The 12776-nt window shown below is 67.8% G+C and carries 11 protein-coding genes; 10 read left to right on the forward strand and 1 reads right to left on the reverse strand.

Translation table 11 applies throughout. The features are described 5' to 3' along the window. Positions 1 to 285: 285 nt before the first annotated feature. From VD997_01475 to VD997_01500, 6 genes are all read left to right on the forward strand, one after another. Positions 286 to 1773 (forward strand): hypothetical protein, encoded by a 1488-nt coding sequence (locus VD997_01475; protein HYE60641.1) that lies wholly within the window; start codon positions 286 to 288, stop codon positions 1771 to 1773. A gap of 77 nt (positions 1774 to 1850) precedes the next feature. Beyond that, on the forward strand, positions 1851 to 3146 hold the full coding sequence (locus VD997_01480) for an FIST N-terminal domain-containing protein (protein ID HYE60642.1): 1296 nt from the start codon (positions 1851 to 1853) through the stop codon (positions 3144 to 3146). A 70-nt stretch (positions 3147 to 3216) separates the two neighbouring features. Next, the gene (locus VD997_01485; protein HYE60643.1) at positions 3217 to 3603 is read left to right on the forward strand and encodes a hypothetical protein; all 387 of its coding nucleotides are present in this window, start codon (positions 3217 to 3219) and stop codon (positions 3601 to 3603) included. 51 nt (positions 3604 to 3654) lie between these two features. After that, positions 3655 to 3822, forward strand: coding sequence for a hypothetical protein (locus VD997_01490; protein HYE60644.1), 168 nt, complete (start codon positions 3655 to 3657; stop codon positions 3820 to 3822). Positions 3823 to 3964: 142 nt separating this feature from the next. Further along, on the forward strand, positions 3965 to 7864 hold the full coding sequence (locus VD997_01495) for a S41 family peptidase (GenBank protein ID HYE60645.1): 3900 nt from the start codon (positions 3965 to 3967) through the stop codon (positions 7862 to 7864). A gap of 176 nt (positions 7865 to 8040) precedes the next feature. After that, positions 8041 to 8811 (forward strand): hypothetical protein, encoded by a 771-nt coding sequence (locus tag VD997_01500; protein ID HYE60646.1) that lies wholly within the window; start codon positions 8041 to 8043, stop codon positions 8809 to 8811. A 16-nt stretch (positions 8812 to 8827) separates the two neighbouring features. Here the strand turns inward: VD997_01500 and VD997_01505 are convergent, their stop codons facing one another. Then, positions 8828 to 9406 (reverse strand): NAD(P)H-dependent oxidoreductase, encoded by a 579-nt coding sequence (locus VD997_01505; protein ID HYE60647.1) that lies wholly within the window; start codon positions 9404 to 9406, stop codon positions 8828 to 8830. 82 nt (positions 9407 to 9488) lie between these two features. Here VD997_01505 and VD997_01510 point away from each other — a divergent pair, with 82 nt between their 5' ends. The 4 genes from VD997_01510 (at position 9489) to VD997_01525 (ending at position 12686) form a co-directional block, all read left to right on the forward strand. Beyond that, positions 9489 to 9887: an acyl-CoA thioesterase gene (locus VD997_01510; protein ID HYE60648.1), complete on the forward strand. Its 399-nt coding sequence runs from the start codon at positions 9489 to 9491 to the stop codon at positions 9885 to 9887. Positions 9888 to 9979: 92 nt separating this feature from the next. Then, complete coding sequence (locus VD997_01515) at positions 9980 to 10408, forward strand: hypothetical protein (protein ID HYE60649.1); 429 nt, start codon at positions 9980 to 9982, stop codon at positions 10406 to 10408. Between the two features lie 260 nt (positions 10409 to 10668). Beyond that, positions 10669 to 11775 carry a M20/M25/M40 family metallo-hydrolase gene (locus VD997_01520; protein ID HYE60650.1) on the forward strand — a complete coding sequence of 369 codons (1107 nt, stop codon included), beginning with the start codon at positions 10669 to 10671 and terminating at the stop codon, positions 11773 to 11775. 416 nt (positions 11776 to 12191) lie between these two features. Further along, positions 12192 to 12686 (forward strand): DUF1569 domain-containing protein, encoded by a 495-nt coding sequence (locus VD997_01525; GenBank protein HYE60651.1) that lies wholly within the window; start codon positions 12192 to 12194, stop codon positions 12684 to 12686. Positions 12687 to 12776 lie beyond the last annotated feature (90 nt).

A 12776-nucleotide genomic window follows, 5' to 3' on the forward strand; every position in this document is an offset into this window, starting at 1 on the left:
GGGGGGGCGGTTGGTCAAAGGAAGGGCGCGGCCGGGACCCCGTGGGGGGCTTGCGTGGACGAGCGGCGGTGCGCCCTAAACCGGGGCAAACCTGTCGCTTGCAGTACGGTTTTTTGTGTTCCGCGGTTGCGGATTGTGCCGATGCGCAACCTTTGCCACTCCTGTTTACACTCGCCCCGCGCCGGCCTTGGCGGGGGGCTGCACGGAAGCGGTCGGCCGCTGGATTGGCCGTGACATGCCTTGACACGCGTAGACAAGCGCACTTTTTACGAGGAGCTGCCTCCCATGCCTGGAGACAGAGTGACCACCGGAGGGTTCGTGTTCGCCATGCTGTCCCGTCTCTCGCCCGTCGCCGCCCTGGCGTTCCTGACCCCCGCGGCCATCGTCGCCACCGCCCATGGGCAGGTGCAGACCGTGACGCCCTACTACGCCTCGGTCACGGTCGACAAGGCAACGGTGCGGTGCGGCGACAACGACCGGTTCTACAAGGTCGGCGAGCTCGCCACCGGCGACATCGTGATGGTGGACGGCGAGGGCAGCTCGTGGTCGCGGATCTCCTACCCATCGAACCTCTACGCATTCGTGAAGGTGGAGGACGTGAAGGTGGACGGGGGCAACGCGACGCTGACCACCGCAAGCAAGCTAAAGGCGGCGAACGTCACCGCCGGCTTCCAGCCCTCGTGGAAGTCGCTGCTGGATGTGCCGCTCGCGCAGGGCGCGACGCTGAAGGTGCTGGAGCCCGTGAAGGAGGGCGAGTCGGTCGTCGGGTACAAGGTCGCGGCGCCGGAGTCGGCGCGGGCCTTCGTCGAGACGCGCGTTCTGCGGCGGGCCACCGATGCGGAAGTCGCGGCGTTCAAGACCAAGGGCGGCGTGCCGGCGCTGCCGGCGGGCACTCCCTCCAACCCCGGCACGACGACGCCAGCCAAGCCCACGACGGACGTGGTGCCTGGGCCCGGCAGCCCGGTGAACGCGCCCAACGGCAACCCCGGCGTGGTGCCATCGAGCACGCCCGTGAAGCCCGTGATCCAAGATGGCCAGGGCGTGACGCCAGTGGTCAGCCAGCCCGTCGATGCCACCGGCGAGAACAAGCCGATCGCCGCGACCGAGCCAAAGGAACGGCCGGTGAGTTCGCTCGAAGCCCTCGATGCCCGTTTCAAGGAGGTCTGGAAGCAGGCGCAGGTCTCGTCCGAAGTTGGCGAGATGCTGGCCGAGTTCCAGCGCACGCTGGACGAGACGCCCGCCGATCAGGTGGGGCGTCGGCGCGTGCTCCAGAGCCGCATCACGGCCTTGCAGACGCGCCTGGACCTCAACAACCGCATCCGCGAGCAGGAGGAGGCCCGGGCAAAGCTCGACTCCACCAAGACCGAGCTGCAGAAGCAGATGGAGGTGTGGGAACGCGGGCGGGTGTACACCATCGTTGGCGAGCTGCGTCCCAGCACGGTGTACGACGGCAAGAACCTGCCGCTGATGTACCGCGTGGTGTCGGTGGGCAGCACGAACGTCAAGACGCTGGGCTACCTCAAGCCCACGAAGGACATGGACCTCACCCGCATGCTCGGGCAGGTGGTGGGCGTGATCGGTGACGCGACGCTCGACCGCTCGCTCAAGCTGAACATCATCTCGCCGGTCAAGGTCGAGGTGCTGCGGTCCTCGCCGACTACTGAGACCGCCGCGCCCGCGACGGCCGCCACGCCTGAGAAGACCGAGAAGACCACCCCGGCCAAGACCGCCAACGTCGAGGAGGGTGGCGACACCCCCTCGATGGACAAGTAAACCGCTCGATGGACCGAGCGACTGGGGCACGCTCCGGCGTGCCCTTTTTTCTGCGCCCGATTCCTACACTCCCCCCCGTGCAAGCCACACCACCCAAACTCGAGCTTCGCATGGGCGCCGGGCTATCCACGGCCGCGGATTCAACGCGGGCCGCGGAGAACGCGTGCGACCAGTGCCTGGATGCCCTCGGAGGCGGGTCGGTGGACACCGCGTTCCTGCACTTCTCGACGCAGCACGTTGAGCACGCGGCCGACATCGCGGCCGTGGTGCTGCGGCGGCTGGGTGTCAAGAACCTCGTGGGCATCTCCACCGTCGCGGCGATCGGCGGCGTGAGCGAGTTGGAGGGCACGCCGGGGCTGTCGATCCTCGCGGGCTCGATGCCGGGGGTGACGGCCAAGACCTTCACCTTCGAGGAGCTGCCGGCGCTGCCGGATGATGAGGCCGCGGGACGGGAGGAGACCCTCGCGGCGATCGGCGAGGTGATGGGCGCGGGGCCGGACCTGCGGATGACGCTTCTGCTGGTGGACCCCTTCAGCGTGCCGCTGGTGCGGATGCTGCCGGCGATGAACCGGGCGCGGGGGGCGAGCAAAGCGCCGATCTTCGGCGGCATGGCCTCGGCGTCGACCTCGCCGGGCGGCAACGTGCTGGTGCTGAACGACCGCGTATTCCGCTCGGGGGCGGTGGGCCTGTCGCTGCGCGGCAGCCTGCATGTGGACACGGTGCTCAGCCAGGGGTGCCGGCCCTTCGGCCCCACGATGGTGGTGACGAAGGCCAAGGGCAACATGATCTTCGAGCTGGGCGGGCGGCAGGCGCTGGAAGTGGCGCAGGAGACCGTGCTGGACCTTGGCGAGGGTTACACGGAGAAGCTCGCGGGCGGGCTCTTCATCGGGCGCGTGATCGACGAGTACAAGGGGCGGTTCGGGCGCAACGACTTCCTCATCCGCAACGTGGTGGGGGTGGACCAGAACCGCGGCGCGCTGGCGGTGGCGGACCGCGTGCGCGTGGGGCAGACGATCCGGCTGCACTGCCGCGACGCGGTGACGGCGCACGAGGACCTCGCGTTGCTGCTGGACGCGCAGAAGCTGTACGACAAGCCCAAGGGTGTCATGCTGATCACCTGCAACGGGCGCGGACGGCGGATGTTCAGCGCGACCGACACGCCCAACGACCACGACGCGCTGGCGGTGGCGCGGGCATTCTCACAAACCCAGGGCGGCGAGTTCCTCAGCAAGCCCGGCAAGCCCTTCGAGCCGCAGATCGAGGTGCCGGTGCCGCTCGCCGGGTTCTTCGCTAACGGGGAGATCGGGCCGGTGGGGGACGAGAGCTTCGTGCACGGGCACACGGCGTGCCTGGCGCTGTTCCGCGATCCATGAGTTGCCGCAACAGTCAATGAATCCTGTGGAATGGCTTCTTGCGGGACCTCAGCGTCGCTTCCTACGGGATGTGCGGACGCTGATCGCGCGTGAGCTCGAGGCGGTCGCGCCAACAAGGATGCGAACGAGGTACTCCGTCTGCGGTGCGTGGGCCTTTATCGATTGCGGCTCCGTCACCATCGAGGTGAGCTACGAGATGGAGTTCCGAGACGGGGTGTATGTAGCGGCGTGGCCGTGCGACGACTCCGTCGAAGGCGACCGACCTGAAAGCGCGACCATTCTGGGCGACAGCGGGCTCGATGCGTTCAACATTGAGGAGCGGCGCAGGTTCTTTGCATGGCTGGGGCGTCGCCTCGCAATGGATCTTCCAGAAGTACTCGCGTCGCGGAGTGGCCTCGGGCAACTCGCGGGGCTCGGCACGGCCTATACGGGTTGGAAGCGGGAACTCCATCCATAAGCGTTCATGCCGGTTTTGCACGGTTGCTGGCCCGCGGGTGCACTGTGTGGCATGCGCCAGTTCATATCTCTCATTGGGTTGCTGCTTGTGCTGGCCGCGGCGGTGCTGGTGCCGGGGTGCACCGCGGCCGATCGCGACCTGGGCACCGAGGACGAGGGCGACCGCATCGCGGATACCGCGCCCGGACAAGACAACCGCTCGCATGCGAAGCGGTGGTGACCTTGATGATTGAGCTGGAGTGAGTCAGCTGGTGACCCGGTGATCCCCGTGGTTCCTTTGTGCTGGACGGGAGCGGTCGGGTTTTGCTACCCTTCCCCTCCGCACAGGGGTGATCTACAGGGGAACAACGCTCGTGAAGTCCATGACAACCCGTTCGCTTTCGTACGCGGCCTGCCTGAGCCTCCTTGCCGGCCTGGCCGCGCCGGTTTCGGCGCAGAACAACCAGCCCAAGCAGGATGAGCCCGTGGGTGCGATGCTGCGGCTCCCGGATGTGAGCAAGGACCGCATCTGCTTCGTGTACGCCAATGACATCTGGACCGCGCCCAAGGCGGGCGGCGAGGCCACGCCGCTGGCGAGCCCGCCGGGGACCGAGTCGTTCCCGCGCTTCAGCCCCGACGGGAAGAGCATCGCGTTCGTGGGCAACTACGACGGCGGGCGCGACCTGTACACGCTGCCCTTGAGCGGCGGTCTGCCGACGCGCGTGTCGCACCACCCCGGCGGCGAGACGCTGTCGGACTGGACCGCCGACGGCAAGCTCATCTACCTGATGAGCGGCATGGCGGGCCTGGGGCGGCAGTCGCAGCTGTTCACGGTCGGCAGCACCGGCGGCCTGCCCGAGCGGCTGCCCGTGCCCTACGCGGGCTTCGGGTCGATCTCGCCCGACGGCACATGGCTCGCGTACACGCCGCACTCGACCGACACGCGCACGTGGAAGCGCTACCGCGGCGGCATGGCGACCGACATCTGGCTGTTCAGCCTCAAGGACAAGTCCAGCAAGAAGATCACCGACTGGGAGGGCACGGACACGATCCCGATGTGGGTGCCCAGGAGCGAGGACGGCAAGCGCAACGGCAGCACGGACGTCGTGTACTACCTGAGCGATGCTGGCCCGGAGCACCGGCTCAACGTGTGGAGCTACGACGTCAAGAGCGGCAAGAAGGAGCAGATCACCAAGTACACGGACAACGACGTGCGCTGGCCGAGCATCGGGCCAGGTGACGGCGGCAAGGGCGAGATCGTGTACCAGCTGGGCAGCGAGCTGCGGCTGCTGGACCTTGGCAGCAAGAAGGACCGCGCCATCAAGGTGACGATCCCCGGCGCCAAGCCGATGATCAAGCCGCGCCTGGTGGATGCGTCGAAGAACATCACCAGCGCGAGCATCAGCCCCACGGGCAAGCGCGTGGTGATCGAGGGGCGCGGCGACGTGTGGTCGGCCCCCGCCAAGGAGGGCGTGACGCGGAACATGACCCGGAGCGACGGCGTGTTCGAGCGCAGCCCCGCGTGGTCGCCCGATGGCAAGTGGATCGCGTACCTGTCGGACGAAAGCGGGGAGTACGAGCTGTACATCCGCCCCAGCGACGGGCGCACGGCGGCGGAGAAGAAGGCGGACAAGGACGCCGGTGATGAAGCGGAGAAGGTTGAGCCGTCGGCGCTGACGCGCAACGGCGAGCCGCGGAAGCTGACCAGCTTCGGCGCGGGGTTCCGCTTCAACCCCACGTGGAGCCCCGACAGCAAGCACATCGTGCTGACCGACCGCGCCGGCAAGGCGTTCCTGGTCGAGGTGACCACCGAGGGTGAGCCCAAGGAGGTCAAGGAGATCGACCAGGACCCGGTGGGCGAGCGGCTGAACCCCACGTGGTCGCACGATTCCAACTGGCTGGTGTACAGCCGCGGGGACGAGGAGTCGCGGCTCAGCTGCATCTGGGTGTACAACGTCAAGAGCGGCGAGAAGACCCGGCTCACGAGCCCGATGTTCAGCAGCCAGAACCCGGCGTTTGACCGCAAGGGCGACTACCTGTACTTCACGAGCAACCGCGCGATCGAGAACCCGACGTACGCGGATATCGATACGACCTTCGCGTACACGGGCACCGAGCTGCTGTACGTCGTGCCGCTGCGGGACTCGATGAAGAGCCCGTTCCTCCCGAAGAGCGACGAGGAGGAGTACAAGAAGGACGAGCCCAAGAAGGACGAGAAGAAGGAAGACAAGAAGGACGAGAACGGCGACGCCGAGAAGAAGGACAACGGCAAGGACGAAAAGGAGGACAAGCCTTCCGAGAAGGCCGCGGCTCCGGACGACGGCGTCTCCGGCACCTGGGAGGGCAAGGCGACGGGCGGGGGCGAGGGCTTCCCGCCCGAGGGCATCGCGTTCTCGATGAAGGTGACGCTGCACGCGGACGGCAAGGTCACCGGCAGCGTGACCAGCCAGATGGGCACCGGCAACGGCGAGGGCACGTTCGACAAGGGCAGCGGCGCATTCACGCTCACCTTCACGGTCAAAGAGGCGACGATCACGCTGACCGGCACCATCAAGGGCGAGGAACTGAGCGGCGACTGGAGCGACGCCCAGGGCGGCGTGTCCGGCAAGTGGACCTGCAAGCGCACGGCCAAGGGCGGCGAGGGCGGCGGCAAGCCCGAGGGCGACAAGGCCGGTGATAAGGCCAAGGACAAGGAGAAGAAGCCGCTCAAGATCGACCTCGAGAACTTCGAGCGGCGCGCGATCCAGGTCCCCGTGCCCGCGGGCGCCTTTGGCAACCTCATGGTCACGCACGATGGCAAGCTGATTTACCTCAAGTCGAGCGGCCGTCGCGGCGGCGAGACCGCCATCAAGATCTTCGACATCAACTCCGACGAGAAGGACGAGAAGAACGTCATCGCCGGCGGCGGCGGGTTCGAGCTTTCCGCCGACGGCAAGAAGCTGCTGCTGATCCGCGGCAGCAACATCCAGGTCATGGACCCCGTCGCCGGTGGCGGCAAGCCCACCACCGTGCCCACCAGCGGCATGAAGACCACCATCAACCCGCGCAACGAGTGGAAGCAGATCCTCGCCGACGTGTGGCGCCTCAACCGCGACTACTTCTACGAGCCCACGCTCCACGGCGTGGACTGGCCGAAGATGCGCGAGCACTACGGCAAGATGGTGGACGACGCCACCAGCCGCGAGGACGTCAACTGGATCATCGCCGAGCTCATCAGCGAGCTGAACATCGGGCACGCGTACGTGACCAGCCCAGGCGATGTCGAGCAGCAGCCCTCGCTGTCGGTGGGCATGCTCGGGTGCGACTATGAGCTTGTGAAGGACGGCGACAAGAGCGCATACAAGATCACGAAGATCCACGAGGGCGGCGCGTGGGATGTGGATGGGCGCGGGCCGTGCAGCCAGCCGGGCGTGAACATCAAGGAGGGCGAGTACCTGCTCGCGGTCAACGGCGTGCCCGTGGACACGAGCAAGGACCCGTGGGCGGCGTTCATCGACACCGCCGACCGCGCGACCATCGTCACGATCGGCAAGAACCCGGTTATCGACGACCAGTCCCGCGACGTGCTGCTCAAGCCCATGGGCGGGGAGCAGGGGCTGCGCACCCGCGCGTGGATCGAGAAGAACCGCAAGTACGTTGAGGAGAAGTCGGGCGGCAAGATCGGCTACATCTACGTGCCCAACACGGGCGTCGATGGGCAGAACGAGCTGTTCCGCCAGTTCGTGGGCCAGCGCGGCAAGGCGGCTCTCGTCATCGACGAGCGCTGGAATGGCGGCGGGCAGATTCCCACCCGCTTCATCGAGCTGCTCAACCGCCCGGTGACGAACTACTGGGCGATCCGCGACGGCAAGGACTGGGTGTGGCCGCCCGACAGCCACCAGGGCCCCAAGGCGATGCTGATCAATGGCCTCGCGGGCTCGGGCGGCGACGCGTTCCCGTACTACTTCAAGCAGGCCAAGATCGGCAAGACCATCGGCACCCGCACCTGGGGCGGCCTGGTCGGTATCCAGGGCTACCCGGGCCTCATCGACGGCGGCGGGATCAGCGTGCCGTCCTTCGCCTTCTACAAGCTGGACGGCACGTGGGGCGTCGAGGGCCACGGCGTCGACCCCGACATCGAGGTCGTGGACGACCCGGCCAAGATGACCGACGGCGGCGACCCGCAGCTGGACGCCGCGATCGCGCACCTGACCGAGGAGCTCAAGACCAAGGCGTTCAACCCGCCCAAGCGGCCGACGAGCCCGAACCGTGCGGGGATGGGCATTCCGCCCGAGCAGCGGTAAGCCGGTAGGACGAGCAACAAGCAACCCGGGCCTGCAGGTCACACGTGGCCTGCAGGCCCTTTGCATTACGCGGCCAAGCTTGACCGAACCTTCACGATGCGCGGATAGACGGAGCGGCGGGTTTGTGGGATACTCAAGCGCAGGCACTGAGAGCACCGCGTCCCAGGGGGTTCACCATGGACGAGCGTCAGGCCAATCTTTGGGTTCAACTGGAAGCGTTTGAGATCGGCGGGCGCGACGCCGCGCTCACCTTTGAGCGCCGGCTCGCCCGCGAGAACGGCTGGTCCGAGGCGTTCGCACAGCGAGTCACCGCGGAGTACAAGCGGTTCCTGTTCCTGATTGCGGAGGCTGGACACCCGGTCACGCCTTCGGAGCAGGTGGACCAGGCGTGGCACCTGCACATGGTCTACACGCGGTCGTACTGGACCGACCTGTGCCAGGGCGTCGTCGGCCGCCCACTGCACCACACGCCTACGGAGGGCGGGCCCGGCGAGGACCGAAAGTTCGAGCAGTGGTACACCCGCACGCTGGAGAGCTACCGACGCCTCTTCGGCGAGGAGCCGCCCGCGGACGTCTGGCCGCCGGTCGAGGTGCGGTTCGGCACCCCGCCTGCCCGGTGGGTGAGCACCGGCTATCACTGGATCATCCCGAAGCCAAAGGTGAAGCGGTGGGGCCTGTTCGGCGCGGGCGCGGTGTGCGCGATCGCCCTTGGCGGGTGCACCCTGCTGGCGGAATCTGAGAACGACGCACTGGTTGCGTTCGCCGCGATCGGAGTGCTCCTGGTCATCGCGGCGATCGCGCTCTGGGCAAGGCGCGGCCGCTCCGGGAGCGGGTGCGGCGCCGGTGGGTGCGGGGCCACCGGCTGCGGCGCGAGCACCGGGTGCGGCAGCAGTGGCTGCGCAAGCGGCGGGTGTGGGGGTGGCGGCTGCGGTGGCGGCGGAGACTGACCTAAGTTCCCGCTCGTCACCCCCGCATCGTCTTCAGCGCCGCCGCCCACTTGTGCGTTTCCTCGAGCAGCGCGGCCGCGCCCTTCTCGTGGTGCTCGTTGGCCTTGAACACCTTGGCGCCGCCCTCGTCCGCGAGCAGCCCGTTGACATTGGGGATGGGCACGCCCTCGTACATCGGCATCATCTTGAGGGTGGTGACGAGGAGCTTGGTCTGCTGAACGCTGCGCAGGCCGCCACTGATGCCGCCGTAGCTCACGAAGCCGCAGGGCTTGTAGCACCACTCCTTGTACAGGTAGTTGAGGGCGTTGGTCAGGGCGGGCGTGGGTCCGAAGTTGTACTCGGGCATCACGAAGACGTACGCGTCGAACTTCGCGACCGCCGCGGCCCACTTCTTGGTCGGCTCATGCTGGTACTGCTGCATGACCGGGTGGTTGGGCTCGTTGTAGACCGGGAGGTTGAACTCCGCGAGGTCCACGAGCTGGGCGTCGAACTTGCCGTGCTTCTGGGCGGCGCCGTGGAACCAGTTGGCGACGGCGGGGCACACGCGCCCGGGGCGGGTGGAGCAGATCAGCGTCATCAGTTTGAGTTTGTCCATGGGCCAAGCGTATCGCCCTGGCCCCGGGGAGGTCAGGGCCCAAGGTGTCGCTGGTTGGAAGTGGGGGAGGTACGCTTGCGGCATGCCCGACCAGCCTTCCCCGCCCGCCCGCACGCTCGCGCTCCGCATTGCCACGCTGCCGCGGGACACCAACCACTACGGCACGATCTTCGGCGGCGTGGTGCTGTCGTACATCGACCAGGCGGGGTTCGTGGAGGCGAGGCGGCACGGCACGCACCGCTGGGTCACGGCCGCGATCGACCGCGTCGAGTTCAAGGCCCCGATCCACGTGGGCGACGTCGTCAACCTCTACGCGACCTGCACGCGCTTCGGCACGAAGTCGGTCACGATCCTGATCGAGGTGCAGGCCGAGCGGTTCACGACCGGCGAGACGGTGCCGGTGACGGCGGCGACGATGACGATGGTCTCGGTGGATGCAGCGGGCAAGCCGATCCCGTTCCGCTCGCCGCCGACGGTGTGATTCAACCCGGTGAGCCCCTGTTTGCTCCATGTTCGACCCACGTCCACGCGGGCGGGTTCATACTCCACGTGCAACCACACACGGAGCGACGCATGGCACGCGGCACACAGCGATCCACCCCGTCCACCGACGGCACCAACGTCATCAAGGCGACCGGCGCCAGCAAGGGCAAGGCCCAGAAGATGTCCGACCACGCCCGCCCACGCGGCGTCGCCCGGCCGGCCCGCATGACCGACACGCGCCAGGGCGGCAGCCCCAAGGGCTATGCCCGCGGCGATATGGGCAACACCGACACTGCCCACCCCAGCCAGCGCGGCGGCGCCAACGCCCTGGGCAACACGCTCGCGAACCCCAACATCCGCAAGGGCAAGCAGGCCGGCAAGGGCCGCTCCGACCGCGGGCTCACCAAGGCCTCCAAGGAGAGCACGAGCCGGCCCGGCACATCGCGCTCGGGCTCACGCTCGCGCCGCGGCGTTCGGAACTCCGACGGCACCCGCCAGCGCCGCTCGCCGGGGCGATAGGACAAGGGCATTACCGCGGAGTTTCGCGGAGTCGGCAGAGTTGCGCGGAGTTTGATGCAGGAATGGGCGCGGGCGTCGAGCACTCTCCAGCCACGTGATCGGTGAATCCGCGTTCCGTTTCCCGCTTCGCCCGTTCCCTGGCCTTTCTCCGCGGAAATCCGCCCGCTCCGCGCAACTCCGCGGTAGACGCCTTTCCCGCAAACCGCAGGCTCCTACCCTGATCTCCCCGCCCACGCGGGAGCACGACCAAAGGAGCCGGCATGGCCGCGAACACGACGAACGACAATATCGACCTCCTCAAGCGCCTGTGCGAGACCCCCGGCCTGCCGGGGCGTGAGGAGCGGGTGCGGGCGCTGATCGAGAAGGAAGTGAAGGGGCTCTTCGACTCGGTGGTGACCGACGCCCTGGGCAACCTCATCTGCCGCCGCAACCCCCGTGGTGGGAGCAGCAACAACGGCAAGCCGAGTAATGCCCCCGGCAAGGACCGGCCCACCCGCGTCATGCTGCTGTCACACATGGACGAGATCGGCTTCTACGTCACGCACGTGGACAGCAAGGGCTGGCTGTGGATGAACCCCGCGGGCGGCTTCGACCCGCGCACGCTCTTCGCCCGGCGAGTCACCGTCGTCACCGACAACGGCGACCTCAAGGGCGTCATGAACCCAGGCGGGCGCCCGCTGCACATCTCGCTCCCCAAGGACCGCGAGAAGATCCCGGAAGTGAAGGAGTTCTACGTCGATATCGGCCTGCCCGCGGACGAGGTCAAGAAGAAGGTCAAGGTCGGCGACTACGTCGTGCCCGATGAGCCGCTGGTCGAGGTCGGCAACAAGATCGTGAGCAAGGCCCTGGACAACCGCGTCGCGTGCTGGCTGGGCATCGAGGCCGTGCGCAGGCTCGACGCCGCCGGCACCGGCCACAGCTGCGAGATCGTCGTCGCCTTCACCACGCAGGAGGAGGTCGGCCTGCGCGGCGCCAAGAACGCCAGCTTCCAGGTGCAGCCCGACATCGGCATCGGCCTGGACGTCACGCTCAGCTGCGACACCCCCGGCGTGCCCGAGGAGGAGGCCGTGACGCGCAACGGCGAGGGCTTCGGCCTGCACATCAAGGACGGCTCCTTCATCAGCGACCACACGCTGGTCCGCGAGTTCGAGGAGCTGGCCAAGAAGAAGGAAATCCCCTACCAGCGCTCGATCCTCGCCGCCGGCGGCCAGGACGGCGCGGCCGCGCAGCAGTCCGCCGCGGGCGCCCGCGCCATCGGTATCACCGTGGGCACTCGCTACATCCACACGATCACCGAGATGATCGACCGCAAGGACCTATTTGCGGCCCGCGACATCCTGGTGGCGTACCTGGGACAGGTGCAGTAAGCCGTCCGCTGCGTCCGATCACGGATGCTGGGTGCCACATTGGACAGCCCGTTGTCGCCGGTGTTCGAGGAACATTCGGACCGGTAACGTATAAACACGTGTGTGCGCGCCCCATGCGCCCGGCGCGCACTCCATGACACGAGCGGCCCACCCGGCCACGACGAGGGCACCTGTTCACACGTGTGGCGCACAGGGTTACACCGCGCGCGCACCCGGCGGCTGGTGTGGCGGCCCCTCTCACACGGCGCGCGCACTCTGTGGCATGAGTGGCCGAGTGCGCGCGGGGCGTCGTGGAGTGCGCGCGGGGAGTGCGAGCCTGCGCTCACCGTCAATAGGGGTGCGCTCAGGGGCGCGGCGGGGGCGCGCCCGTCGCCCCAGCAAGACCCCCCCGGCCCCCGTGCGGTTACACTGCCCGCATGCCCGTGGACACCTCGAAGATCGACCGCCGCAAGGTCCGCTACGCCTCGCCCGCCGACCTGCACGCCGACGTCGCGAAGCTCGTGGCCGCCGACCGCGCGGGCACGCTCACAGCCTGCGGCAACTGGACGCTGGGCCAGGCCCTCGGGCACCTCGCGACGTGGATCAACTTCGCGTATGACGGCTACCCCATCAAGCCGCCGTTCTTCGTCAAGTGGATCCTCAAGGGCCGCAAGGACAAGTACCTCCACGGCAGCCTCCCCGCGGGCGTTCGCATCCCGCGGGTGAAGGACGGGACGCTCGGCATCGATGTGCTGCCAACGGACGAAGGCCTGCGTCGCTTGAACGCCGCGTGGTCGCGCCTCGAGGCCGCCGCGCCCACGATCGAGAACCCCATCTTCGGCCCGCTCAGGCACGATGAATGGCAGAAGATGCACCTGCGGCATGCGGAGCTGCACCTGGGGTGCTTCAGTGCGGAAACGCGCGGAATCTAACGCGAAGGTCGCGAAGGAAGCGCGAAGGCGCGAAGTGGGGAAAAGTGACCAATCTCCTCTTCGCGGCTTCGTTCCTCTCTTCGCGATCTT

The organism is Phycisphaerales bacterium, assembly GCA_035627955.1.
GTDB lineage: Bacteria > Planctomycetota > Phycisphaerae > Phycisphaerales > UBA1924 > JAEYTB01.